A 26,041-nucleotide genomic window follows, 5' to 3' on the forward strand; every position below is an offset into this window, starting at 1 on the left:
GTCAGAGCGCGGCGACCCAGGCGGCGATCTGGGCACGGTTGTTGAAGCCCAGTTTCGTTCGGATGTGGTCGATGTGGGTCTCGGCGGTGCGCAGGGAGATGACCAGTCGCGAGGCGATTTCGCGGTTGGTCATGCCCTGCGCGACCAGTTGCGCGACTTCCATCTCCCTGCGGGTCAACGGAAGTCCGTCGACCGGTTCGGGCGTAAGGGGTTCCTCGCCGCGCGCGTAGGCGACCGCGACATCGGTCGCCAGGGCCGCGCCCGCGGTGAACTCGGCGGCGGCCGTGGTCTCGCCGAGCGCCGTGGTGACGGTGACGATGTCGCGCCGCATGGGTTCGACGAAGGCGGCGTAGTTGTCCGGGGAGGCGCCGAGGGAGCGCCAGACCTGGCTGGCGGCGCCGAGGAGGCGGGCGGCGCGGCGGTAGTCGGACTGCTGGGTGGCGCAGCCCGCGAGGACGGTCATGGCGAAGGCCATCATGGCGCGGTCGCCGGTGAGTTGTTGCAGGCGAAGGACTTCGCGGCCCGCGGCGATCGACAGCTGGATGTCGCCCGCGAGGTATTCGGCGGCGCACAGCGACCACAGTGCCCAGCACCGCCACGACACCTCGCCCAGCGCGACATACCGGTCGACGCAGTCGCGCATGACGAGGCGGCCGTGGTCGAGGTCGCCCTTGAGCGCGACGGCGAGGCCGTAGTTGCAGGTCGCCCACAGCTCGCCGCAGAGGTCGCCCTGCTGGTGGAACCGGGCGGCCGACTCGCCGAACAGGTCGGCCGCGACCTCCCCGATCCCGGCCATCAGCGCGGCATAGGCGCGCATGTGCACCACATAGGCACCCACGCTCGCGTCGCCGATGCGCTCGGCGATGGCCTCGGCCACCGCGAGGGACTCGTCCGACGCCGCCTTGTCGCCCTGGATGAGACCCAGGAAGGCGTCGACCCAGCCCGCGACGGCGCGCGGCGACGAATCGCCCGACGCGACCTCCGACAGCTTGCGGCACCACATGCGGCCCTCGGTGAGCAGGCCGCGCATCAGCCAGAACTCCTTGACGTCGGTGGCCATGTGCAGGCCGACCACGGCGTCCTCGGGCCCGCGCGCGCAGAAGTCGAGCGCCTGGCGCAGGTTGGCGTGGTCGCGGTCGACCCGGTCCATCCAGTCGAGCTGCGCGGGCCCGAACCAGTCGGCGGCGAACCCGCTGGTCAGCTCCAGGCACCAGTCGCGGTGCCTGCGGCGCAGCCGGTCGAGGTCGCCGGTCTCGCGCAGCTGGTCCTCGCCGTACTGGCGGATCGTCTCCAGCATCCGGTACCGGACCTGGCCGGGATGCTCGACGCGCAGCAGGATCGACTTGTCGATCAGGCCGTCGAGCACGTCGAGCAGCGCGTCGGGGGCCAGGCCGTCGCCGCAGCAGACGGACTCGGCGGCGTCGAGGTGGAAGCTGCCGGAGAACACCGACGCCCGCGCCCACAGCAGCCGCTCCTGCGCGGTGCACAGCTGGTGGCTCCAGTCGATCAGCGCCGACAGCGTCTCGTGCCTGCTGGGCGCCGACCGGGTCGTGCGGGTCAGCAGCGTGAACCGCTTGTTGAGCCGGTCGGCCAATTGGCCGGCCGACAGCGACCGCAGCCGCACCGCCGCCAGCTCGATGGCCAGCGGCAGCCCGTCGAGCGCGCGGCAGAGCCGGATCACGTCGTCGACGTTGTCCTCGGTGATGGTGAACGACGGCACGACGGCGACCGCGCGGTCGCGGAACAGCCGCACCGCGTCGTAGGCGTCGAGCGCGGCGGGCGACTCCCCCGGCTCCGGAACCGCCAGCGGCGGCACCGGCATGATCTGCTCGCCCGCCACCCCCAGCGACTGGCGGCTCGTCGCCAGCACCACGACCTCCGGGCACGAGGTGAGGACCGCGCTGACGAACCGCGCGCACGCCTCGACGAGGTGCTCGCAGTTGTCCAGGACCAGCAGCAGCCGCCGCGTGCGCAGGTGGTCGACGACCAGGTCGATGGGCGAGCGGGTCGACTGGTCACCCAGGCCGAGCCGGTCGCCGATGGTGTTGACCAGCAGGTTCGGCTCGCGCAGCTCCGCCAGCCCGACGTAGACGACGTCGCCGAGACCCGTCGCCGTCGACGCGACCTGCGCGGCGAGCCGGGTCTTGCCGACCCCGCCCGCGCCGGTCAGCGTCACCAGCGGCGCCACCCCGAGCAGGCGCGTGACCTCGCGGATCTCCGTGCCGCGCCCGACGTAGCTGGTGAACTCGACGGGCAACCCGAATGAACGCGTGCCGGACAAACCCACCACCTCTACTGGGCGACGACCCACGCGGCGATCTGCGCGCGGTTGCTCGAACCCAGTTTGGTGCGGATGTGGTCGATGTGCGTCTCGGCCGTCCGCAGCGAGATCACCAGCTCCTTGGCGATCTCCCGGTTGGTCATCCCCTTCGCGACCAGCAGGGCGACCTCCATCTCGCGCTTGGTCAGCGGCACGACCTGCGGGTTCGCCTGGTCCTTCGCGCCTTCGCGCAGCGCGTAGGCGACGGACTCGTCGGTGGACATCGTCGTGCCCGCCATGAACTCCGCGGCCGCCCGCTCGGTGCCCAGTTCGCTGGTGACCAGCATGATGTCGCGCTGCATCGGCTCGTGGAAGGCCGCGTAGCTGCCCGGGGACGCGCCGACGAGCTGCCACAGCGTCATCGCCCCACCCAGCAGCCGGGCCGCGCGCTGGTACTCGCCGAGATGGGTCGAGCACCCGGCCAGGACGTGCAGGGCGAAGGCCATGACTGCCTGGTGGCGGACCTGGCGCTGCAGCCGCAGTACCTCCAGCCCGGCCTCCTCCGCGGCCTCGTACCGACCGTGCAGGTACTCGGCCGCGCACAGCGACCACAGCGCCCACGACCGCCACGACTTCTCCCCGAGCGCGGCGTAGCGGTCGATGCTCTCGCGCAGGACCGCGCGGCCGCCGTCGAGGTCGCCGGTGAGTGCCAGCGCGAGGCCGGAGTTGTAGGTCGACCACAGCTCGCCGCTGAGGTCGCCCTGCTCCTTGAACGTCTCGGCCGCCGACCGGAACAGCTCGGCCGACTTCGCGCCCTCGTTGCCCATCAGCGCCGCGTACGCCCGGACATGGCGGATGTAGGCGCGGGAGTTGTCGTCGTCGAACCGCTCGGCGACCTCGCCCGCCTCCGCCATCAGCGACTCGTAGGCGGGCAGGTCGCCCTGGACCAGGGCGAGGAACGCCGCCCGCCAGGCCGCGGCCGGGCGAACGGGATCGTCCTCGGAGATGAGATCGGTGAGCGTCGAGTACCAGATCCGGCCCTCGGTCATCAGCCCGCGCATGACCCAGAACTCGGTGACCTCGGTGACCATGCGCAGGCCGATCCCCGCCTCGGCTGGGCCGCTCAGGCAGAAGTCGAGCGCCTGGCGCAGGTTCGCGTGCTCGCGGTTGATCCGCAGCACCCAGTCGAGCTGGTCGGGGCCGACGTAGTTCTCGGCGAACCCGGTGGTCAGCTCCAGGCACCAGTCGCGCAGCCGCCTGCGCATCCGGTCGTGGTCGCCCTCGGCGCGCAGGCGGTCCTCGGCGTACTGGCGGACCGTCTCCAGCATCCGGTAGCGGACGTGGCCCTGGTTCTCCTCGCGCAGCAGGATCGACTTGTCGATCAGGCCGTCGAGCACGTCGATCAGCTCGTCGCGCGGCAGGTCGGCGCCGCAGCACACGGCTTCGGCGGCCTCCAGGTCGAAGCTGCCGGAGAACACCGACGCGCGCGCCCACAGGGTGCGCTCCTGGTCGGTGCACAGCTGGTGGCTCCAGTCGATGAGCGCCTGCAGCGTCTCGTGCCTGCTGGGCGCCGACCGGGTGGCCTGGGTGAGCAGGGTGAACCGCTTGTTGAGCCGGTCGGCGAGCTGCCGCGGCGACAGCGACCGCAGCCGGACCGCGGCCAGCTCGATGGCCAGCGGCAGGCCGTCGAGGGCGCGGCACAGCCGGATCACGTCGTCGACGTGCTCGTCGGTGATGGTGAAGGAGGGGACGACGGCGGTCGCGCGGTCGAGGAACATGCGCACCGAGTCGTACCGCTGCAGCGCGTCGGACGACTCGCCCGGCTCCGGGATCGCCAGCGGCGGCACCGGCAGCACGTGCTCCCCGGGCACCCCCAGCGACTGGCGGCTCGTGGCGAGGACGACGACCTCAGGGCAGGAGGTCAGCACGGTCTCGATGAACCGCGCGCACGCCTCCACCAGGTGCTCGCAGTTGTCGAGGACGAGCAGCAGCCGACGCGACCGGAGGTGGTCGACGACCACGTCGGTGACCGACCGCGTCGACCGGTCACCCAGGCCCAGCCGGTCGGCGACGGTGTTGATGAGCAGCTTCGGCTCACGCAGCTCCGCGAGACTCACGAACACCACGTCGTCGGCGAACGCGGCCCGCTCGGCGGTGGCCACCCTCAGCGCCAGCCGCGTCTTGCCGACCCCGCCCGGGCCGGTCAGCGTCACCAGCGGAGCCACCCCGAGCAGCCGTTTGACCTCGAGGATCTCGGTCGTGCGCCCGACGTAGGTGGTCACCTCTACGGGCAGGCGCGAAACGGGGGAACGCTCGGCAGCAGCGCTCGGCACCCTGACATCACCACCTCGGGCTCGGTGCGACAGTCTGACAGATTTCTGCTCATTCAGAGTATTTCCACGCCCCGGTGGGGTCTGGCAAGGTCGACACGGCTTGATCAACCACTGGGGAGGCTCCGTCGTGGCACACATCGACCTGGGCGTGGACGAGACGCAGTTCCCCGGGATCACCGGCCCCATGCGCTTCCGCCCCGAAACCGCCAAACCACTCAACGAGCTGGCCGAAATCTTGTTGCGGCAACCGCATTCGCTGAGCGCTGGCGAACGCGAGCTTATCGCCGCCTACGTCTCGGGGCTGAACGAGTGCAAGTTCTGCTGCACGTCGCACTCGGCGTTCGCGGCGGCGCAGCTCGATGAGGGCATGCCGCTGGTGGACCAGGTGCGGACGAACCTCGACGCGGCCGCCATCCCGGAGAAGCTGCGCGCCCTCCTGCGGATCGCGGGCGCGGTCCAGGAGAGCGGGCGCAAGGTCACACCTTCGCTGGTGGAGGCGGCCCGCTCGGAGGGCGCCACGGACGTCGAAATCCACGACACGGTGCTGATCGCGGCGGCGTTCTGCATGTTCAACCGGTACGTGGACGGCCTCGGCACCCTGGCCCCGGACTCCCCGGAACGCTACGAGGAAGCCGCCCAGCGCGTGATCCACCACGGCTACGGCGCCGCCACCAGCTGACCCACCGGATGCGCACGCGGTTGAATGGCGGTGACCGTGATCCACAACGTGACGGAGCAGCTGTATGTCCGAGCAGGAATCGGTGGCCGAGGAACCTGGGCTGACCGTCATCGAACCAGCACCGGCTGACGGTGCCGGCATGCTGTCGATTCATTACCGCGACGGGCAGCCGGTGATCATCGTGTCCGGCGGCGACGCCATCCCTGCGACGATCACCGTCACCGACACGTCCGGCACGCCGGTCGCCGCCTACACCGCGGGACCTGCCCCGACAACGAAGATCGTCGGAGGGGCACCGGCCACCCCGCACGAATTCCCCTGGATGATCGATCTGAGGAATCCCAGCAGCTAAGGGTCAGATCGCCGTGGCCAGCGCGTTCGCCAGGTCACCTCGCTCTCCCACCCGGACCTCGTCCAGTTCCAGCCAGTCGGCCATCGTTCGCAGTTCCGCCGCCAGCTCGGCCGTCACCCGAGCTGTGTCGACACCTGGTTCCGCGAACGCCCCCTGGACGCGCAGCACGCCTGCCGCGCGGTCGGACTTCAGGTCGACCCGGCCCACCAGTTCCCCGTCCAACAGGAACGGGAAGACGTAGTACCCGTAGATCCGCTGCGGCTCAGGCACGTAGATCTCGATGCGGTAGCGGAAGTCGAAGATCCGCTCGGTGCGTTCGCGCTCCCAGATCAGCGGGTCGAACGGGCACAGCAGCGCCCGGCCCGTGACGCGGCGGGGCGTGCGCGCGTCGACGTGTCGGTACGCCGGGTTGCGCCAGCCCTCGACCGTCACCGCCTCCAGCAGGCCCTCTTCGACCAGTTCCGCGACGGCCTGCTGGGACCTTCGCGGTTCCAGCCGGTAGTAGTCGCGCAGGTCCTTCTCCGTGCCGATCCCATGCGCGACGGCCGCGCGCGCCGTCAGCTGGCGGGCAGCCTCGTCGTCGTCGACGACCGTGTTGCGGACGGCGGCGGGGATGACGCGTTCGGGCAGGTCGTACAGGCGTTGGAAGCCGCGGCGGGTGCCGGTTGTCAGCCCGCCCACCGCGAAGAGCCACTCGCACGCGTGTTTCACGTCCGAGCGGTTCCACCAGCCGCCCTTGGCGCGGGGGGCACCGCCGCCGAGGGCGGTCTCCAGGGCGCCCGCGCCGACCGGGCCGAGTTCCTTGACCGCGGCCAGCACGTCGTCGATCAGGCCGGGGGAATCGGCGGTGAGGCGGCGCAGGTGGTTGATGTAGCGGTGTTCGTAGCGCCGCATGCGCCACTGCAGCAGCGGCCAGTCGGCGACCGGGATCAGGCTGGCCTCGTGGGCCCAGTACTCGACGAGCATTCGCGGCTTGCGGGCGCTGTGGCTCCACGCCGCTTCGTCGACCAGCGCCGGGTCGTAGGCGCCGAGGCGGGAGAAGACCGGCATGTAGTGGGCCCGGACGGCGACGTTCACCGAGTCGAGCTGGAGCAGTTGCACCCGGGAAAGCACCTTCGCCAGGTGGCGCCTGCTGGGCGGGCCGCTGGGCCGCGCGTCGGCGAAGCCCTGGGCGGCCAGGGCGGTTCGGCGGGCGGCGGCAGCGGTGATCATCGGATTACCTCGCACGGTTCCGGGATCTTGCCGGCACCCACCGACACTTTCGCGCGTTCGGCCCGCACGACCAGGATCACGGCCACCACGACGACCGCGCCGCCCGCGAACTGGATCAGCCCGAAGTGCTCGCCCGCGAACAGGATTCCCAACAGGACGGCGATGACCGGGTTGACGTAGGCGTACGTCGCGACCGTCGACACCGGCAGCTTGCCCAGCACGTACACATAGGAGCTGAACGCCAGCAGCGACCCGGCCACGACCAGGTAGATCCACCCGGCCCACGACCCGGCGGTGATCGAGTCGAAGTCGATCCGCTCGCCCATCGCCACCCCGGCGACCGCCAGCGCCGCGCCGCCCGCGAGCATCTCGACGGCCGACAGCGCGAACGGGTTGGCGGGCAGCGGAAGCCGCGTGCTCAGCACTGTCCCGACCGACCACCCGAACGCGGCGAGGACCACCAGCCACGGCCCGTACCAGGACGAGCCGTGGGCGCCCTCGCCCGGCCCGCCGAGCAGCAGGATCACCAGCCCCGCCAGCCCGATGACCACCCCGACGACCGTCCGCCGCGACGGCCGCTCCCCCAGCACCCGCCGCAGCACCACGACATACAGCGGCACCGAGGCCACCAGCAGCGCCGCGATCCCGGACGACACGTGCTTCTCCGCCAGCACCACCAGCCCGTTGCCCCACGCGGGCAGCAGGAACCCGATCAGCACCGCCGACCAGAACTGCGCCTTGGTCATCCGCAGCGCCCTCGGCCCGGCGATCACCGCGACGAGGACCGCGAGCACCGCCCCTGCCACCAGGAACCGGGCGCCCCCGGAGAGCAGCGCGGGCATCGACTCCACGACGAACCGGATGGCCAGATAGGTCGAGCCCCACACGACGTACACGACGCCGAGCGCGGCCCACGCGAACCAGGTCTTGGACGACATGGCCCCAGCCTTACACGAACCACCGACATTTGTATGCCGGTTATCGGACGTGGCGTTCGGCCGCCGACCGCCCCCAGCCCCCCGGCGAACGTGAATCCCAATTCAATTCAAACCGCCGAATTGTTTCCCCGAGTACACCACCCGAACGGCCCAGCTATTTGTCGCAAACCCGCGAAACGCCCGGGCGGGCATCACGGGTGAACAACGGCGAAAAGGCAATACGTAACGGGTGGATCTTTGGTGTCGACAGATGATCCAGGCGCGGCGACGGAGCGTGCCTATTCGCCGACCGCGAGTGCACGGAGTTGCCAAGTGACAGTCCCCCGCCCAGACCAGGCCCCGTCGGCCGCGCCCAGACGACGACGCGGCCGCACCGTCCCCATCGCCGTCGCGCTGATCTTGGGCGTCCTCACCCCGCCCGCGGCCGCGCAGGACCCGCAGCCGCAGGTCAAGCCCATCTCCATGGTCGTGCTGGTCGACGAGTCGGGGTCCATCAACGAGGACGACCTGCGCCGGGAGCGGGACGCGGCGAGCACCATCGCGCTGGGCGAGTACGCCCCCGGGTCGACCGTCACCGTCGTCGGGTTCGCCAGTGACAACGGCGGACAGTCACCAGTCGACGTCGTCTGTCCGCCGGTCAACGTCGGCACCGCGCAGGACCAGCAGACACTCGCCGATTGTGTGCGCAAAGTGCGCAAACGCGGCGACAATGAAGGCAACGGAACAGACCATTACGCCGCGCTCCAACAGGCGATGACGTATTTGTCCACCGGCGACACTCCGAAGATGATTTTCCTGCTCACCGACGGTGTGCTCGACGTCAGCGACAGCCCCCGCTACGGCCCGGACAACGCCGGTGACCAGCGCAACGCCGCGGCGCGGCAGGGCATCGAGTCGACCCTGGCCGACGCGCGGCGCAAGGGCGTGCAGGTCTGGCCGCTCGGCTTCGGCAAGGTCGACAAGGACCAGCTCGACCACTTCGCCGCCTCGGGCGCGCAGGGCTCGTGCGGGCCGAGCGCGCCCAAGCCGTCGGCCACCGTGGTCAACGACTCCTCGACGGTCGCCGACGTGCTGCTGCGGGCGTTCAGCTCCGCGCGGTGCGCGGGCACCGGCGACATCCAGCGGACCCGGCTCAGCCCCGGCGGCACGGAGTCGGTGACGGTGCGGATCCCGGAGATCGCCACCGACGGCTCGATCGTGGTGGTCAAGAGCGACCCCAAGGTGACCGTCGAGTTCAGCGACCCGCAGGGCAGGGCCGTGCCCAAGAACGGCACCGACTTCGGCTCGACCTTCCAGGGCAGCGGCGCCAACGGCCCGGTCGAGGCGCTGCGCATCATCAACCCGAACCCGGGCGACTGGAAGGTCACCCTGTCCTCGCCCGCCGACCTGCCCGTGCTCGACGTGAGCGCGGTGGTGATCTGGCAGGGCGCGGTCCGCGCGACGCTGACGGTGAACCCGCCGTCGCCGCAGAAGGGCCAGCAGGTCCAGGTCCTGTTGACCCTGCACACCCGCACCCGGTCCATCAAGGACCCCCGCGTGCTGTCCACATTGGACTTCCGGGTGACCATGGACGAGAAGGTCGGCGTCGCCACGACCGACGACGGGAACAACGGCGACCAGCAGGCGGGCGACGGGATCTACACCGGGACGGTGACCATCCCCGACACCGACGCCAAGCAGGTGCGGTTCGACGGCACGGTGAGCGGCATCGGGATCACCGGCGACACCCGCACGGTCAACGCGGTGCTGTCCAGCGGGCGCGCGGGGCTCGCCGCGCAGATCCGGGTGCCCGCCGGGGCCACCGTCGCCCCCGGCGAGTCGATCGAGGGGTCGGTCGTGGTCAACAACCTGACCGGGACCGCGACCAAGGTGCACGTGCAGCTCGACGAGCTCTCCCCCGGCACCACCGCCAGCGTGCCGGGCGAGGACACCGTGTTCGACGTCCCCGCCACCGGCAACACCGAGTACCCGTTCCGCGTGGCCTTCGCCGCGAACACCGCTCTCGGGGCGAACTCCCTGGTGGTGAACCTGGTCGACGAGTCGGGCGCGACGCTGGCGAGCTTCCCCCTGATCGTCACCGTCGCCACACCGCCGCCGCCCACTCCGTGGTGGCTCTACATCGGACTGCCGCTGCTGCTGGTCGCGCTGACCGCGGTGCTGCTGTGGCGGCGGGCGCGGCGGGCCGCGCGCGACGTGCGCGGCCTGGCGGTCTACCTCTACGTCAACGGCAAGCCCGCGGGCGACATCGCGGTGCCCGAGGTCCAGGCGTCGTCGTTCCAGTTCGCCGTGCGGCACGAGGGCTCCGCGTCGGCCTACCTCGACCACGTGCACACCGCGGGCGACCCGGACGCGCACACCCTGACCCGGCTGGCGGGCGTGGTGACGCTGCGGACCCCGACCGGTGGGCGGCACGTGCTGCGGCCCGGCGAGCGCTCCGCCGTCGGCGCGACCGCCGAACTGGAGGTCCGCGACGAGCGCGCCACCGCGGACGCGGACACGACCCAGCCCTACGCCGACGACCTCCTCTGACCGCGCACCACCAGGAAGGACCCACCCATGCGGATCTACCAGCCCATGCTGTTCGTCGGGCTCGGCGGCACCGGCTGTCGGGTCGGCGCGGAGCTGGAGCGGCGGCTGCGCGAGGAGCTCTGCGGTCCGGACGGCACGGCGCTGCAGGAGGTGATGCAGGGCAAGAACTTCCAGCCCTACCAGCTCCCGTCGTGCCTGCAGTTCGTCTACGCCGACCTGAGCGAGGACGAGTTCGGCAACCTGGAGCGCCGCGTGGTGCCCGACCCGTCGAACCTGCCCGCGGCCGAGCGCACCATGCACCTGGTGCGCGACCTGGTGCCGCAGTACGACACCTATCCCGAGGTGGCACGCAGTCTGCGGCTGTCGGCGGCGCCGTTCGTGGAGAGCTGGCTGCCGCCGCCGATGGGCGAGCCCAGGATCGGCCCGCTCTCGCGCGGCGCGGGCCAGCTGCCGACCATCGGCCGGGCCGCGCTGTTCGAGACGTTCCGCGCGGGCCTGGCCCCCGCCCAGGGACCGCTGCTGCGCGCCATCGGCAACATCAACAACTCGCTGGGCGAACTCGCCGTCCTCGGCGGCGGCAACCGGCAGCTGGCCTGTGACGTGTTCGTCGCGTTCTCGGTGGCGGGCGGCACCGGCAGCGGACTCTTCTACGACTACCTGCACCTGATCGGCGACGCGTTCGCGCGCAACAACTACCGGGTGCGGATCTTCCCGCTGGTGCTGATGCCGTCGGCCTTCGAGGAGGGCCTCGGCGGCGGCAGGCCCGCCAAGCTGAACGCGGGGCGGGCGCTGCTGGACCTGTTCCGCCTCGTCGACGACCAGAACTCGCAGGTGGCGGGCACCGACGTCGACTCGTTCGGGGTGAGCGGGACGCTGGCGGTCCGCTACCCGGACCGGGCCGAGATCCGGCTGCGCGCCTCCACCGTCCAAACAGGATTCCTCTTCGGCATGGGCTCCGGCGTGCGCCGCGACGACCTGCACCGGTCGGTGGTGTCGCTGATCCTGTCGCTGGTGGGTACCGACCTCGGCGAGGAGGGCGAGGGCTCCCGGTTCGGCGACCGGCGCGCGTACATGTCCTTCGCCGACAGCTTCATCAACAGCGCCGTCGAGCGGGAGTCGCCCGCCCCCACCGGCATCGGCAACCGCGGCGTGTCGACCAGTTCGGTGGCGTCGATGACCGTCCCGGTCGACGACATCGCCGACATCGTCAGCTCCCGGCTGCTGGCCAACGCCGTCACCGAACTCGGCACGGCCGCGCCCGGCCACGCCGACAGCCACAGCGAACTGGTCGACCGGTTCTTCACCGAGTCCAATTTGGACCCGCTGCGGGTGTGCGCCGCGCTGCCGATCGCCGAGCCGCCGCCCGCGGAGAAGGCCGAGAACATCCTCAACACGCTGTCGACCAGGGCGCGTCGGATGGAATCGGGCCTGCGGTCGCTGGAACAGCAGCTCACCATCCAGATCCCCGAACTGGTCCAGAGCTTCGACGTGCACCGCGGGGTCCGCGAGCTGCTCAGCGAGATCGACCCGTTCCACCTGCACCGCGTCCTGCACGGCGACTCCGGCCAGACCGACGACGGCGGCCGGGTCGGCTTCGTGAAGGTGCTCGCCGCCCGCCGGGGCGAGCCGCCCGCGCCGCCCGGGCTGTCGATGAACCCGCCCAACCCGGTCGGCATCAGCGACCGGCTCATGCGGCGCGCCCGGTGGGCCGACCCGGCGGTCGGCGCGGCGCTCAGCGCGCAGGACCAGTGGTACCGGTGGCGGGCGAAGCGGACCTGGCACGCGGGCTGGAACGCGCAGTCGACCCGGTGGGACGCCAAGCTCCAAACCCTGACGACTGACGTGTCCGCGCTGGTCAACGCCTTCCGCGACCACGCCCGCGACGACGCGCGGCGGTTCCAGGCGCGGGCCCGCGAGCTGTACCAGCCCAGGGTCGGCGTGACCTACCTCCTGCCCCGCCAAGGCGATCTCGATCCGTTCTACCAGGAGGTGACGCGCCGGTTCGTCGAGCTGTACGCCGCGCAGGGCCGGGTCCGGCCGACGGCGACCGCGGGCGACCTGATCACCGAGATCGTGGGCGGCCAGGGCTGGCGGCGGGCGTGGGAAGCCATGGTCGCCGCGCGTGATCCGGGCGCGGCCGTCACCTACGTGCGGGACAGGGTCAAGCAAGCCGTGAAGCTCCTGTTCCACCACCGCGACGGCGAGAACCGCCCGCTGCTGCCCGCGCTGCAAGACCTGCTGGCCGCCGCGGCCGGGCGGCCGGGCCAGATCGCCGAGGACGACGTCGCGCAGTTCCGCGAGAAGCTGGCCGGGCTCGTGCCCGGCGGGTTCTCCCCGAGCGGCACCGGGCGGCTGCGCATCCTGTTCTCCTACCCGTCGGCGACGAAGGACGCCGAGTTGGAGCGGTATCTGCAGGCGAACGTCCAGCTGCCGAGGGCCGCCGACACCATCGTCGAGTTCCGCCCGATCGCGGCCGAGACGATCGCGGTGGTGCTGTTCCGCAGTTCCATGGGGCTGACCGAGGTCCCGGAGGTGCGGGAAGTCCTCAAACACTGGTCGGACGCGCTGCGCAACGAGAAACAGCAGGACTTCCTGCGCTGGCGGCAGCGAGTCGGCTTCGACTTCGGCTATCTCGCCACCACCGGCGAGCACCGCGAACGCATCCTGCACCACCTGCTGTGCGCGATCTGGAACGGCCACGTCACCATCGCGCCGAACGACGACGAGGACTCGCCGCGGGCGATCTCGGTCGGGGTGTCCTCGGCGGCGCTGACGATGCGGCTGGAGCTGCGGCCCTTCGGCAGGCTGTCGAGCTGGGCCAGCGTCCTCGGCGCCTACGAGGAGTGGGTGCTGACCGACGACGAGCAGATCCGCCGCGACCTGTGCGCGCAGCTGATCAGCAGTGTCCCCAGCGGGATCGACCGGACCCCGGCCCAGCCGTCACCGCTGTTCGACCGCCTGATGAAGCTGCCCGGCACCCAGCTCGCCGACATCGAGGCGCACTACCGGGAGCGGCCAGGCACCAGCGGCCGGTCCAGGCTCGACGCGCTGCGCGAGTTCTGGTCGGAGACCTTCACCAACGCGCTGCGCCTGCCCTTCCACGGCGGCAGCGCACCCATTCAGGACAACTTGGAGGACCTGTATCAGTGGGTCCGCGACGAACGGTACGGAGGCTACGGCCAATGACTCGGCCAACGCCCAGACCACCGGTTCGGGTGTTCGACGTGCGGACCGCGGGCGAGCACCTCGCCGCGCTGGAGTCCGTCGACTCCGACATCGGGGCCATCCTGCTGCCAGAGCACGTGGTGGTGGTCGCCAATGTCAGGGACCTGCCCAACCTGACCCTCGCGCTGACCCGCCTGGCCTCGGTCCAGCAGCTCAGCGGCGTCATCCTGGTCGCCGTCGGGTCGCTGCGCGCCGAGGGCGGGGACGCGGTGCTCAGCGTCCCCAGCGCGCTCAACGGCGTCGGGGTGACGCTGTGGGTCGGCGCGGACAGCGCGATCGAGTGGGGCGGCGGCGCGGCGCGCGGGTTGAGCGTGCGCGAGGACGTGACCGTCACCGACCTGATCACCGCGCTGCGGCTGCCGGTGGTGTTCGAGCGGGTGCACAAGGCGGTCAGCGAGGTCCCGCACCAGGTGGCCTGCCCGGCCATCGAGATCGAGTACGCCCGGATCCCGTCCGACACCCTGCGGCTGCTGCGCCTGCGCGCGCTGCGCCAGTTCACCGCCGACAGCTCGGGCGGCGCGCGGCCTGCCGGTCCGATCGCCGACGCGGTGGACCAGCTCACCGCGGGCGCCCGGCCGGATCAGACCGCGATCACCCCGAACTCCCCGCTCGACCGGGCGCGCAAGGTCGCCGCCGACGCGGTCGCGCGGGCGACCGGGATGGTGGCGGCGGCGCGCAAGCCGGGGGCGCTGTTCACGGGCACCGCGGGGGTCGACTCGGCGGTGCGAGCGGCGGCCGACGCCGTCGAGCGCTACCAGCACCTCTGCCGGGACGTCGATGCGAAGATCACCGAGACCGTCGCGGTCGACGCCGCGCACGAGGCCGAGCTGACCGAACTGGGTTTGCCCGCGCAGGCCGGGTACGACGGCGGCGAACTGGCCGAGCGGCTGACCGAGGCGACCGAAGGCGAACTGGCCCAGGGCCGTCCACTGAGGACGATCTCGGAGCAGTTGAAGCGGACCGCGAGTTCGCTCAGCGCGGGCGGGCAGCCGGAGTCCGGGGCCGGGGTGGACCTCACCCCGACGCTGTTCGGGCTGCGGAACCGGTCGCCGTGGTCGGCGTGGCCGACGCCGATGGCGGCGCTGCTCGCCGCGGTGGCGCTGTCGTGCCTGGCGACCGGACTGTCCGGCCCGGCAGGGTTCGCGGGCGGCGCGCTGCTGATCGCCGTCTGGTCCGTGCTGCTGCACCGTCTGCTGTTCGGTGGCGCGATGGCGGTCACCGGCCGCGCGGGGCTGCTCGCCGCGGGGATCGGCACGGCGGTGCTGTGCACGGCCGCCCCGGCGGTGGCGACGCTCGCGGGTGTCGCGGTCCCGACGGCGGGCCTCCCGGTGCACCTGAGTCTGCTGGTGGGCCTCGGTTTCGGCGTGATCGCCCTGGTCATCACCGCCCGAGTGTGGTCGCGGTGGCACGAGCGGTGGAGCTCGACGCTGCTGCTCGACCGCGCGGGCCCCGCGCAGCGGGCGCTCGCCGAGCACCTCGCCGCGCAGATCCGCACCCGCTGGCTCCCCGCGACCTCGATGGCCCGCTACGCCGACTCGCTGATCAACATCGCCGCGGCGCTGGACGGGCTGCGGCTGGCGTTCGCGGGCGCGGCGCAGGCGTTCGACAACGGCAAGGACGACCAGTTCGGCTTCACCAACGCCGACAACGCCAGCGACCTCAACCGGGTGCTGCGTGAGGACCTGGTCCGGGTGGCGCGTGCCGTGCTCGCGCCGATCTTCGTCGAGATCGCCGCCAACGGACCGCTGTCCGGCGACGGCGAGCCGTATTTCCGCGCCGCGCAGGAGAAGCTGACCGAGTACAACAACCATCTCGACACCCACGGGTTCCGCGTGCCGCCGCCGGGCATGCCAGACGACGAGGTGCGGCGCTCGCTGGCCACCGCGCTGTGGCGCGACTCGGCGAAGGCCGAACGGCTGCTGCTCAGCGGCCCCCGCTCGCAGCTGCCGCAGCTGTGCAAGCCCGGCGACCTGCGGCTGCTGAGTTCCGGCGACATGGCGATGGTCTATTTCGCCTCAGTCGACATCGATGATCCGCCGGTCAACCCGGACTACGACCTCATCAGGGCAGGTGGCGACGCGGTCGGGGTGCTGCGCCTGGTGCCGCTGCGCGCGGGCGTCGTGCGACCGCGCCTCGACGAAGGGGAGGGCACGTGACCGCGCCCCAGGACGACTATCAGAACTTCGACGGCGTGGACGCGCTGGGAGAAGCCAAGGAGTGGCGGCTCCGGTCGACCGCCCGGCTGGCGAACCCGGGTTCGCTGCTGGTGGTCGACCGTGTCGTGCTGGGCGACGACAACATCGCCGAGCGCAAGCGGCTGCCCGCCACGGTCTCCGGCGAGGACGACTGGCTGCTCGCCGAGACCCAGCTGGACAACGAGATCCGTGCGCTCGTCCGACTCGCCAACCGGTACCCGGGCGACTATCCGCCTCAGCTGCCCCAGCTCATCGGCTACAACTTCGACGCGGCCGAGCCGTTCGTGCTGATGCGGGTCATGGCGGCCGAGCCGCTCGGCGGCGACGCGGCGATGGTCACGCTGCTGTCCGACGACCGCAGGCGGTTCGTCGCCGACCTCTTCCGGGCCGTGGCCGCGCTGCACGCCGTCGACCTGGTGCACGGGTCGATCCAGCTGTCGTCGGTTCGCCGCCGCGGCGACGAGTTCCAGCTGGTCGGCCTGGAGCACTCGGCCGCCCGCGGCGAGACCCCCCGGTCCCGTCCGGTGACGCTGTCGCACCGGGACCGGCGCGGCTCGGGCACCGCGGCGTTCACCGACGATCTGCGCGACGCGGCGAGCGCGGTGTTCGAGATGGTCGCCGGGCGCAGGCCGGACCGCGAACTCGACCACCCCGCGCGGATGATCGAGGTGGTCGGCATCGGGTTGCGCGACGTGTTCGCCGCGCCGCCGGGCCGGGTGCCCACGGCGCGGGAGATCCTGTCGGCGCTGCACGCCCAGGGCGCCGTGCCCGACCCGATCGATGTCGCCGCCGCGCTGCGCAAGGGCTGGGAGAGCTACGAGATCGAGCACCCGCGTCCGACCCCGCCGCCACCGGTCCAGCCGCCGCGGGTTCCGACACCGCCGCCGCCACCGCCGCCGGTCGCGCAGCGTCCACTGTGGACGCGGTGGCCGGTCGTCACGGGTGCCGTCGCCGTCATCGCGGGCGCGGTCGCGACCGCGGGTTTCCTTCTGAGGTGGTTCTGATGACTGGGATGTCCGCGCCGGTGCTCTGCCCGATCTGCCTCGACAACATCGAGTGGCCGAACACGCTCTACCAGCGGGAACTGCGCGACGGCAAGCTCGTGTGGGACGAGCTGGACCTGACCGGCCACACCAACCCGACCAAGCAGGAGTACCTGCGCACGCTGGCGTTCGTGCGGTGCCCCAACCCGTCCGGCGACAGCGCCGAGCCGCACTACCTGCCCGCGATCCACAACGACTACGGCAAGCCGATCATCATCGGGGTGGTCGGGCGCAGCACGTCCGGCAAGACCCACCTGCTGGTGGCGATGCTCGCCGAGCTGCTGCGCGGGCGGCTCAGCTCGCACGGGCTGCACTTCGAGATCGCCGACCGGGTTCAGCACCAGACCTTCGACGACGAGATCCGCAAGCTGCGCGACGGGGTGCAGCTGCAGTCCACCAACGACCTGATCCAGTCCTTCGCCAGCTACCTCATCGTCCGCCCGAAGGGCAGGCCGCCCAAGCCGCTGATCTTCTTCGACGTCTCGGGTGAGGACTTCAACGACAGCAACGTCACCAGCACCAAGCAGGCGGGGTTCCTGCTCGCGGCCGACGCGCTGCTCTTCGTTGACGACCCCGTCTTCGGGCTGCCCGGCTGGCGCACACACTCCAAGACCGCCGAGCAGCGCAGCGCGGCGCAGGCGGAGAACAAGGCGTTCGACGGCGCCATCAGCAGGCTGCTGAGGCAGACCAACATGGCGGAGCTGCCCATCGCGGTGGCCATCACCAAGGCCGACATGCTGCGCTACGAGTTCCCCGTCGACCACTGGCTGCGCCGCGACGACGTCAGCGGCCCGCTGGACCCGCGCACGTTCCGCGAGGAGTCCCGCGACGTCTTCGCCGTGCTCCAGCGCTATCAGGCCGAGACCATGCTCAACGTGTACCGGCAGTTCTCCCGGCGCACCATGCACGTCGTGTCGGCCACCGGCGGCGCGTCCGACGGCCAGCGGAACTTCCCCCGGGGCGTGCGCCCGATCCGGGTGCTGCAGCCGCTGCTCGCGCTCCTGGCGATGACGGGGTTCCTCGACACCCGGGCAGCGGCGGAGGTCGGCAGATGACCGACGAGATCCCCCGGGTGGACCACCTGCTGTTCGACCTCGCCGAGGGCGAAGGCATCCAGGTCAAGGAGAGCTCCATCCCGTCGGGAGGAAGGGACGGCGCGCTGCGGGGCCTGTGGCGCAGGCAGGTCAGCCCGTACCTCCGGCTCAAGTACGACGACGTGAACCCGCCGCCGGAGGCGTTCACCTACGCCCACCTCGAATCCACCAACGCCACCGTCCTGCGCAAGCTGCCGGACGGGTCGACGACGGGACGCACGTTCTCCCACGCCATCGTCGGCACCGTCCGCGCGCTCGACGACCTCGCCCTGCCGCTGACGCGCTGGCCGGACTGGTCGAGCAAGTCCGACAGCGGCATCGCCTCGGCGAACCACACCTACGACGAGCTGCGGATCGCGGTGGTGCCGTTCGTCGCGGAGCTGCGGATGGACGCGACCAAGCTCCCGACGCTGCCGGTGCTCCTCGGCCGGGTGCTGGCCGCGCCCACCGCGCTGTTCACCGTGGTGGGCATGGATCCCGCCGACGCGCCCGCGGCGGTCATGGCCGTGCGCGACATCCTCACCGCCTTCGACCGCGACTACCGGACCTGGACGTTCTCGACGTTCGAGACCGAACTCGACGTCCGGCTCGACTTCGTCTTCACCCCCAACGCCCCCGGCCCCGGCGCGCGGCAGGTCATCGACCTCGCCACGGACAAGGTCCCCGCGAGCCACGAGTCGATCACCACCAAGCTGCTGGACAGCTACCGCCTGTCCTGGCGGCACGACAACGAGAGCCCGCTCACCGAACGCGAGATGCAGTGGATCGCCACCGCTCGGGCGATCCGTGAGGACTCCGGAGCGGGCCCGACGATCGAGGACCGCATACGGACCTTCGCCAAGGTCCGTCATGTCCCGATCGACCTGAGTCTGGTCACCGAACAGGAGACCACCGAGCAGGAGACCACCGAGCCGAGCGCGAAACACCGCAAGGACGAGGAGTCGACGGAGACCACCGAAACCACGGAGGCGACCGAGCCCGGCACCACCGAGTCCGGCACCACCGAGTCCGGCACCACCGAGTCCGAGACTGACGAGACGACCACGATGGCGTCTGCCGAGTCGACGGAGACGCCCGCCGACACCGAGGACAGCACCTCGACGGCGGAAACGCCTGCCCCCCAGGAGAAAACGGAGACAACGGCGCCTCCGCCGGACACCGGCACCACACCTCAGTCGGACGGCAAGGACCCCATCAGGTTCTCGGACCTGATGAACGCCTTCCACACGGCGCGCGATGTCGACCAGGCGATCGGCGCGCTGATACCGATCAGCAACCTGCTGGTAGCCCTGGATGTCAGGCTCAAGATCTGGCGCTCGATCTCCCTGCGGCCCGATTTCCAGGCGCTGCCCCCGGAACTCAGGCCCCAGGCGTTCGACATCGTCGTGACGATCCTGTTCGCGCCGCCGATGACCGGCCAACCGCTGCCGGACGGCGTCCCGATCGCGGCGTGGTTCGCCAAGAACTGGGGTCAGGGCTATGACAAACGCGTACTGGAGCTGGCGGGTGTGCGCCCGGACGGCAACTCGAAGGTGCTGCTGTTCGTCACGATCAACATCGTGGTGAGCGTTCTCGTCCTGCTGTTCGTCCTCATCCACCTGGTCGGATAGCCGCCATGGACAAACCCTTCTGGGAAGTGTTCGTGAGCCACAGCACCAGCGGCAAGGACTGCGTGAACGGCGTGGCGAGGAACCTGCGGGACAAGCTGCGGCCCGCGCTGTCGCCGACCTATGAGGTCCACGTCGACGCCACCGGAATCCACGTCGGCGACAAGTGGGAGCCGTGGATCCACAAGACCCTCGACCGCTCGCAGATCGGCATCGTCCTGCTGGACACCCACGCGGCGAGCAAGAGCAAGTGGGTGAAGCGGGAGTCAACCCTGCTCAGCGCGCGCCCGTCGGTCGAGTCGGTCATCGCGGTGCTGATCGGCATCACCCGACGCGACATCACCGAGAAGTACCCGGACTTCGATTTCCTCAAAGACCGGCAGATGATCGACGCCGCGGAGTGCACCACCGAGGCCGACATCGAACGGGAGGCCGACCGGGTGCTCGGCCTGATCACCGATCGGCTGCGGCAGGCCACCGACGGGATGCCGACCGCGGACGTCACCATGACCAGAGCGCTGTCGTACACCTTCGACCTCTATGACGACGAGGTGGACAGCATCACCGAGCGGTTCTTCGCCGAGCAGCTGAAGACACGCGGCGACCGGCCGCTGTTCCCCAACCAGTGGCTGGCGAAGTTCATCATCGACGATCAGCTGGGCGAGTCCGCGCTCGGCGCGATCGAGGACGTGACGTTCAAACTCGACCGTGCCGACCACGCGGTGCGGATCCTGCTGTCGAGCTGGATCCTGTGGTCCGAGGCGATGCCGATCAGCACCGAGCGGCCGCCCCCGCCCGACCCGCGCACACCTGTGCTGCTGACCGACGACCCGCATGTCGCCGAGCGCTATGTCGCGCGTGCCTACGGGTGCGCCCGCTCCCAGATCAACACCGAGCGCTTCGACCCGAGCGCGAACGGCGAGCAGACACCGGCGCAGGTCGTGGCGGAACTGTTCTCCGGGGTGCGGGGCAAGGGGTGCGCGAGGGCCCACGACAACACCTGCGCGAAACACGCGCTGCGGCCACAGCACGTCCTGATGAGCGCGCCGGGCGGGATCGAGAGCGCCGCCCAGGTCATCAAAGCCATCCACGAGCGCTGCCCCTCGACGGTGGTGATCCTGATGGTCAAGCCGGACGACTACGCGAAGTTCGACGACGCGGGCATGGACGAGCTGCTCGGCGCCGCCTACCGGCCCATCGAACGGATCGACGCCGAACGCGAGCGCCGCTTCCACGACAACCAGGCCCACATCCGCGACGTGGTCAAGAACTCGGGAGGCAGCTGGTGACCGGCGAGATCGAGAAGGACGACGCCGACTACCGGCGGCTGGTCGAGCAGGGCGGCGGCTACGTCACGTCGGCGGATCTCGACCTCGCCGTCGACGTGGCCATGGCGATCGGCAAACCGCTGCTGCTCTATGGCGAGCCGGGGTCCGGCAAGTCGTCGCTGGCCCGCTATGTCGCGGTGAGCAAGGGACGCCGGTACTACGAGCACGTCACGACGGCCAGGACCGGGCACCAGGATCTGCTGTGGTCGTTCGACCACGTGCGCCGCCTCGGCGACGCCCAGGCGGAACGGCTAACCGACGACGACCGCCGGTATGTCTCCCCCGGCGCGCTGTGGTGGGCGTTCGAGCGGGACAGCGCGGTCGAGGTCGCCGCAGGGCGCGAACCGTTCCGGCGCTGGAACGACGAGCACGCCGCGGCACGCGCCGTGGTGCTCATCGACGAGATCGACAAGGCCGATCCCGACACGCCCAACGGGTTGCTGGTGCCCTTGGCGGGACGCCGGTTCACCGTGGCCGACCTCGGCGACAAGCCCGTCACCGACAAGCTCGACGATCCGACCCTGATCATCATCACGTCGAACCGGGAGCGCGACCTGCCGCAAGCGTTTGTCCGCCGCTGCGTGGTGTTCCGGCTGCCGCGCCACGGCGGCGACACCCTGCGCGAGATCGCCGCGGGCCGCCTGCGGAGCCGGGGCGACGAACTCGACGACGCCATGGTCACCCACCTGCTCGACCAGCTAGAGAAGGACCGCAAGCAGGCCCAGCGCGCGAACCGGCGCCCGCCCAGCACCGCCGAGTTCCTCGACGCGGTCGACGCGTGTGTCCGGCTCAGGATCGGCACGCCGGACCACGACCGGCTCACCCAGCTCATGGGGATGGTCTTCGCCAAGGACGCAGCGGGCGACCGGGGGTAGGGGTGTCGGCGATCTGGTGGGGCGACCTGGCGACCGCGGTGCGGCGCCTGTCCGCCACGCGCGTGCTGGAGCCCGAGGACGTCGCCAAGATCCGGGCCATGCTCGGCATGAGCCGCGTGGACGGCGCGGACCGCCTTCCATCGGACGAGACCCCGCCGCACCCCGAGCCGCCCCACCGGGACCAACGCGGCGAGGCCGCCGAGGTCGCCTCCATCCCACCCGACACGGCCCCACCGACGCCTGCCCCGCTCGCCCGGCCACCCAGGTCCGCCGAGGCGTTGAGTGTCGAGCTCACCGCGTCCACCTCAGTGTCCCCGCCAGACCCGTGGCGTGACGCCGCGCCGCTGCCGACGCTGGCCGACCTGCCGCCGCGCGACGACCCGCACACCCCGCTGCTGCGCCCCGGCGCCGAGTACGGCGTCCTCCAGGCCGCCGTGTCCCGCCCGGTGCACGACGGCGAGGTCGACATCGCGCGGCTGGTCACCCGCCTCGCCACCGGCAAACCCGTCGACCGGCTCCCCCGCCGACGCCGGTGGACGCTGCGCTTCGGCGTGCAGCTGCTGGTCGACCACTCCTCCGCGATGACGCTGTACGAGCAGGACACCTGGGCGCTGGCCGCCCGGCTCGATCGGCTCCTCGGCGCGGGCACGCTGTCGCGGTGGGACTTCGACGGGTCCCCGTGGACCGATCTCGACGACCGGCCGTACAAAGTCCCGTCGGTCGGCAGCGTCCTCATCCTGTCCAGCTTCGGCATCCACCCCGCCTGCCCTCCCACGCACAGCGTTCCGGCCTGGACAAAGCTGATCGATACTTTGCACCGCAACGAGATCAGGGCGGTCGCCATGATCCCGTTCCCCCGGCACCGCGTCCCCGGCTGGCTCACCGACCTCGTGCCGGTGATCCCGTGGGACCGGACGACGACGGTGGCGACCGTCCGCGCCGCGATGGACGGCGGGCGAACGCGATGACCCCCGTCGACCGGATGACCCGCGCGCTCGGGGACTACCGCGATTTCGTCGCGCACGCGCTGAAGTCGGCCCGGATACCCAAGAAGGTCGACTCGCGGCTGCGTGCGGGTGTCCCGTTGGCCACCGCGCTGGAGGGCAGACGCGCGCGCCCGCTCGACATCCAACTGCGCGCCGGGGTGCCGCTCGCCGACGACGTGCAGGTGGCGATCCTGCTCAGCACCGCCGCCCACATCAGCCCGGAGCTGCTGCGGCGGGTCCGCCTGCGGGTGCTGCCGCACCTCGACGTCGGCGCCGAGTCGGACTTCTGGTTCAGCGAGTGGATCGGCTGGCGCAGGCCGGACGCGGTCACGCTGCGGCCGGACGTCCGGCCGCTGCTGTGGCCGCACTTGGCGCGGCTGCTGGCCACCGCCGACCGCCGCGACCGGATCGGCGAGCTGCGCGGGCTGCTGGTGGCCGCGCACAGCCGCGTCGCGCCCGCGCTGCGCGTCGAGGAGTTCATCACCTGGCGCACCATGCGCAACGGCGAGACGGGGGCCCGGGTCGCCACCCGGTCCCTCTACTCCGCGCTCAAGGCGATGGACGACCCGGATCGCGCGCGGGCGCTGGCCGACTGGGTGGTGCGGGCCCGGCGCATGCTGCCGGAGTCCGCGCTCAACCGCATCGAGGCGTGGCACCTGACGCTGCGGGCCGCGGAGCTGCGGCGGCGCGACATCGTCGCGGCTCCGCGCCGCGACGCCCTGGTCGTCAGGGAGAACGGCGGGGTGGCGATCCCCGCGGCCACGATCGAGCTGTTGGAGCCGGTGGCGCGGTACTTCCCGCCGCGGCGGCTCCCGGTGCGCCGGGTGAACGGCGACCTGGTGGTGGGCGGCCCGCACCACCCAGACGCGTTCTACATCAAGGTCCCCGAGACCGATCCGATGCTCGTGCGGGTGCACGGCGGCCCGTGGTTCGCCGTGGACGGTGGGAAAGCGGTCGTCCACCGCGTCTCCGCCGACGCCGACATCAAGCTGATCACCTTGGACGGCCAGTTCTACGAGCTGCCCGCCGTGCGGCCGGACTCGATCAAGACCAGCCAGGTGCTGGTCTCGATCGTCGTGCCGGGCAGCGAGACCACGACCAAGTACTGGCTGCAGCCCGTGCGGTACCGGCCGCGGTCGGACGCCCCGGTGCGGCAGCCGGTGGAACTGCTCACCCTGGCCACGGCGGTGATCGACACCGAGCCGGACGACCTGCGGGACTGGCGCGAGTCCGACAACCATTGCTCGCTGCAACTGTTGTTCGGCGGCGAGGAGTCCCGCAGGCTGCGGGAGGCCGACCGGTTCGCCGAGGCCAGCTTCCACGCGGGCTGGGCGGTCTACCGCGCGCGGCCTGATCCCGATGAGGCGACCTGGCTGACCGACGGGCTCCCGCCCGCGGGGCCCAGCGGCTTGCTCGTGGTGGTCGACCACGCCGACCATTGGCGGCCGCGGCATCTGAGCACGTTCGTGCTCAGCCTGGCCAACGCCGATGGACCGGTCCGGGTGCTGGCCATCGCGAGTCGGGCGAGCCAGTGGTGGCACGAGTGCGAGCGGTTCCTCGCCGAGAGCCGGATCGCCGTGCGGCAGCGCGCGACGGCGCCCGCGGACCGGGTTCGCGGGTCGCGCACGGCGATGCTGGAAGCCTGCGTCACCGCGGTCGCGGACGCCGCGGAGCCGTTGTCCGTCCCGCGCCCACGCAGGGTGAGCGCGGAGGGGATCCCGGTCAAGGACATCCCGCCTGTCGCCGTGGCCTCGATCTTGTCCGGGCAGGCCGTCACCCGCCCCGAAGAAGCGGTGGGGTTGATCCTTGCGCTCGAACAGCGCTACCGGGTCGACTCGCTGCCCGAGCAGCAGCGTGAGCCGGTGGCACGGCTGGCGTTCCTCGCCGCGATCGCCCGCCCGTGCACGCAACGCGCCGCGCAGGCGCTCGCGCTGGACAACGGCGTCATCACCGACCGGTCCGACTGGCCCGACCTCATCGGCGCCTATGAGCGGTTCTACCGCGACGAGCCGAACTCGGTCGCGACGCCCGGTCCCGCCACCGTGTGCGACCGCATGATCGTCGACGTGCTCGCCGACCGGACGAGGGAACTGGGCGTCTCCGGAGACTGGGCGCGGGAAGTCCTCGCCAGGCTGCCCGGCCTTGTCGCGGACACCACGGCCGCGAACGACGACGAGCGGGCCAGGCTGCTCGCGGTCGGCAACATCGTCACCGTCATCGCGCGGCTGGCGATGGCCGAGGCGGGCAAGCCGCACAAGCCGATGCGCGACCGCGTGCTCGACCTGGTCAAGAACCATCCCGCGCTCTGTGTCGCGGCGGGCGGGCGCGCGCTGGAGGCGATCATCGACCTGCTGCCGTCGCAGCTGCTCGCCACCGTCGAGCTGCGCGCGGTCAGCGACCTGCTCGCCGACGACACCGACCGCGACCCCGCGCTCGACAACGCCGCGATGCGCATCGAGCAGGTGCTGGCACGGCCGGTGCTCGACGGGCGCGACGTGCCCCCGGCCGAGGCCGCGCCGCTGCTGCTGCGGGTGGCGAAAGCGCGCTACCGGGCCGGATACCTCTGGACCGCGCGGGACGCCGCGACCGACGCGGTCGACCGGTACCGCGTCATCGTCAGCGCGCCGTCGCCCCGCGACCGCGACAGCGATGTCGCCGCCTACGCCGAGGCGCTGGCGGTGGCCAGCCGCGTCGAAGGCGAGTTGGGCAACACCGAGCGGGCACTCGAACTGGCCGAGCACGCCGAACGCGAGACCAGGCGGCCCGCGGCGCACCTGTCGGCCGACGACATCGGCGCCGCCACGGCGAACCTCGCCATCCAGCAGCTCCGCCTAGCCGAGAAGACCAACGCCCACCACGCCATCGCCGCGCTGCGCAGGCTCACCGACACCGCGCCCCAGCGCTTCCGCGGCGATCTGCTCGACGGGCTCGTCGTCTACAGCTCGTGGTTGGCAAACACCGGCAGGCACGCCGACGCGCTGGCGCACGCGCTGGAAGCGGTGGAACTCGCCAGGAGCCTCCACAAGTCGAGCCCGTGGGCGCACGCGCACAAGCTGGCTGACGCGCACCGCTGCCACGCCGCCCGGCTGGCCGAGCGCGGGCAGTACGAGGAGGCGCTGGCCGAGGCGGGGGAAGCCGAGAGGCTGGTGCGTCCGCTGGTGGAGGTCTCGCCGGTCCGCTTCCAGGCGCAGCTCGCCGAGATCATGCTGCTCAGCGCGGAGTTGCTCGCCCACCTCGGCCAAGCCGACGCGAAGCCGCTCGCGCGGACCGCGGTGGCCTTGTTCGAGGCGTCGTCGGTGAACGCCGCGTCCGCCACCGCGACCCAACGCGAACGCGCGCGGACGCTCGGCGCGCGGATCGGCGAGGAGACCTGATGGTGCGCAAG

16 protein-coding genes are annotated in these 26,041 nt (G+C 71.5%); 12 read left to right on the top strand and 4 right to left on the bottom strand.

Going from position 1 to position 26,041, the window contains the following annotated elements; all coding sequences use genetic code 11:
• Position 1 precedes the first annotated feature (1 nt).
• Both ACSHT8_RS13295 and ACSHT8_RS13300 read right to left on the bottom strand, forming a co-directional pair.
• Positions 2-2,281 carry an ATP-binding protein gene (locus ACSHT8_RS13295; RefSeq protein ID WP_436501064.1) on the bottom strand — a complete coding sequence of 760 codons (2,280 nt, stop codon included), beginning with the start codon at positions 2,279-2,281 and terminating at the stop codon, positions 2-4.
• An 11-nt stretch (positions 2,282-2,292) separates the two neighbouring features.
• On the bottom strand, positions 2,293-4,593 hold the full coding sequence (locus ACSHT8_RS13300) for a helix-turn-helix transcriptional regulator (RefSeq protein WP_436501066.1): 2,301 nt from the start codon (positions 4,591-4,593) through the stop codon (positions 2,293-2,295).
• Between the two features lie 127 nt (positions 4,594-4,720).
• Between ACSHT8_RS13300 and ACSHT8_RS13305 the strand changes: the two genes are divergently transcribed.
• Together ACSHT8_RS13305 and ACSHT8_RS13310 are read left to right on the top strand one after the other, a co-directional pair.
• Complete coding sequence (locus ACSHT8_RS13305) at positions 4,721-5,272, top strand: carboxymuconolactone decarboxylase family protein (RefSeq protein ID WP_436501068.1); 552 nt, start codon at positions 4,721-4,723, stop codon at positions 5,270-5,272.
• Between the two features lie 64 nt (positions 5,273-5,336).
• Positions 5,337-5,624: a hypothetical protein gene (locus ACSHT8_RS13310; protein ID WP_436501070.1), complete on the top strand. Its 288-nt coding sequence runs from the start codon at positions 5,337-5,339 to the stop codon at positions 5,622-5,624.
• Between the two features lie 3 nt (positions 5,625-5,627).
• On the opposite strand, the gene ACSHT8_RS13315 is transcribed toward ACSHT8_RS13310, so the two are convergent.
• Together ACSHT8_RS13315 and ACSHT8_RS13320 are read right to left on the bottom strand one after the other, a co-directional pair.
• Positions 5,628-6,836, bottom strand: a complete 1,209-nt coding sequence (locus ACSHT8_RS13315) for a winged helix-turn-helix domain-containing protein (RefSeq protein ID WP_436501072.1) — start codon at positions 6,834-6,836, stop codon at positions 5,628-5,630.
• Positions 6,833-7,774, bottom strand: coding sequence for an EamA family transporter (locus ACSHT8_RS13320; protein ID WP_436501074.1), 942 nt, complete (start codon positions 7,772-7,774; stop codon positions 6,833-6,835). Before ACSHT8_RS13320 ends, ACSHT8_RS13315 begins: the two co-directional genes overlap by 4 nt.
• A gap of 312 nt (positions 7,775-8,086) precedes the next feature.
• Here ACSHT8_RS13320 and ACSHT8_RS13325 point away from each other — a divergent pair, with 312 nt between their 5' ends.
• Genes ACSHT8_RS13325 through ACSHT8_RS13370 form a run of 10 tightly spaced genes read left to right on the top strand, consistent with a single transcriptional unit; the run spans position 8,087 to position 26,030 of the window.
• Entirely contained in the window at positions 8,087-10,303 is a 2,217-nt protein-coding gene (locus ACSHT8_RS13325; protein ID WP_436501076.1) for a VWA domain-containing protein, read from the top strand.
• A 27-nt stretch (positions 10,304-10,330) separates the two neighbouring features.
• The gene (locus tag ACSHT8_RS13330) at positions 10,331-13,489 is read left to right on the top strand and encodes a tubulin-like doman-containing protein (RefSeq protein ID WP_436501077.1); all 3,159 of its coding nucleotides are present in this window, start codon (positions 10,331-10,333) and stop codon (positions 13,487-13,489) included.
• Complete coding sequence (locus ACSHT8_RS13335; RefSeq protein WP_436501079.1) at positions 13,486-15,684, top strand: hypothetical protein; 2,199 nt, start codon at positions 13,486-13,488, stop codon at positions 15,682-15,684. Before ACSHT8_RS13330 ends, ACSHT8_RS13335 begins: the two co-directional genes overlap by 4 nt.
• A complete protein-coding gene (locus ACSHT8_RS13340; RefSeq protein WP_436501080.1) occupies positions 15,681-16,727 on the top strand; it encodes a hypothetical protein in 1,047 nt (348 codons plus the stop codon). Before ACSHT8_RS13335 ends, ACSHT8_RS13340 begins: the two co-directional genes overlap by 4 nt.
• Positions 16,727-17,821, top strand: coding sequence for a TRAFAC clade GTPase domain-containing protein (locus tag ACSHT8_RS13345; RefSeq protein WP_436501082.1), 1,095 nt, complete (start codon positions 16,727-16,729; stop codon positions 17,819-17,821). The genes ACSHT8_RS13340 and ACSHT8_RS13345 overlap by 1 nt, the downstream gene beginning before the upstream one ends.
• A complete protein-coding gene (locus ACSHT8_RS13350) occupies positions 17,818-19,470 on the top strand; it encodes a hypothetical protein (protein WP_436501084.1) in 1,653 nt (550 codons plus the stop codon). The genes ACSHT8_RS13345 and ACSHT8_RS13350 overlap by 4 nt, the downstream gene beginning before the upstream one ends.
• 5 nt (positions 19,471-19,475) lie before the next feature.
• Positions 19,476-20,756, top strand: coding sequence for a toll/interleukin-1 receptor domain-containing protein (locus tag ACSHT8_RS13355; protein WP_436501086.1), 1,281 nt, complete (start codon positions 19,476-19,478; stop codon positions 20,754-20,756).
• Entirely contained in the window at positions 20,753-21,670 is a 918-nt protein-coding gene (locus ACSHT8_RS13360; protein ID WP_436501088.1) for an AAA family ATPase, read from the top strand. Before ACSHT8_RS13355 ends, ACSHT8_RS13360 begins: the two co-directional genes overlap by 4 nt.
• A 2-nt stretch (positions 21,671-21,672) precedes the next feature.
• A complete protein-coding gene (locus ACSHT8_RS13365; protein ID WP_436501090.1) occupies positions 21,673-22,638 on the top strand; it encodes a hypothetical protein in 966 nt (321 codons plus the stop codon).
• Positions 22,635-26,030, top strand: coding sequence for a hypothetical protein (locus tag ACSHT8_RS13370; protein WP_436501091.1), 3,396 nt, complete (start codon positions 22,635-22,637; stop codon positions 26,028-26,030). The genes ACSHT8_RS13365 and ACSHT8_RS13370 overlap by 4 nt, the downstream gene beginning before the upstream one ends.
• Positions 26,031-26,041: the final 11 nt, after the last annotated feature.

It is taken from the genome of Actinokineospora sp. HUAS TT18 (assembly GCF_051364635.1).
Lineage (GTDB): Bacteria > Actinomycetota > Actinomycetes > Mycobacteriales > Pseudonocardiaceae > Actinokineospora.

Bases quoted from the DNA above. Each gene is read 5' to 3' on its own strand.
- ACSHT8_RS13310 (WP_436501070.1), top strand. From the start codon at position 5,337: ATGTCCGAGCAGGAATCGGTGGCCGAGGAACCTGGGCTGACCGTCATC.
- ACSHT8_RS13315 (WP_436501072.1), bottom strand. From the start codon at position 6,836: ATGATCACCGCTGCCGCCGCCCGCCGAACCGCCCTGGCCGCCCAGGGC.
- ACSHT8_RS13320 (WP_436501074.1), bottom strand. From the start codon at position 7,774: ATGTCGTCCAAGACCTGGTTCGCGTGGGCCGCGCTCGGCGTCGTGTAC.
- ACSHT8_RS13330 (WP_436501077.1), top strand. From the start codon at position 10,331: ATGCGGATCTACCAGCCCATGCTGTTCGTCGGGCTCGGCGGCACCGGC.
- ACSHT8_RS13335 (WP_436501079.1), top strand. From the start codon at position 13,486: ATGACTCGGCCAACGCCCAGACCACCGGTTCGGGTGTTCGACGTGCGG.
- ACSHT8_RS13345 (WP_436501082.1), top strand. From the start codon at position 16,727: ATGACTGGGATGTCCGCGCCGGTGCTCTGCCCGATCTGCCTCGACAAC.
- ACSHT8_RS13350 (WP_436501084.1), top strand. From the start codon at position 17,818: ATGACCGACGAGATCCCCCGGGTGGACCACCTGCTGTTCGACCTCGCC.
- ACSHT8_RS13355 (WP_436501086.1), top strand. From the start codon at position 19,476: ATGGACAAACCCTTCTGGGAAGTGTTCGTGAGCCACAGCACCAGCGGC.
- ACSHT8_RS13370 (WP_436501091.1), top strand. From the start codon at position 22,635: ATGACCCCCGTCGACCGGATGACCCGCGCGCTCGGGGACTACCGCGAT.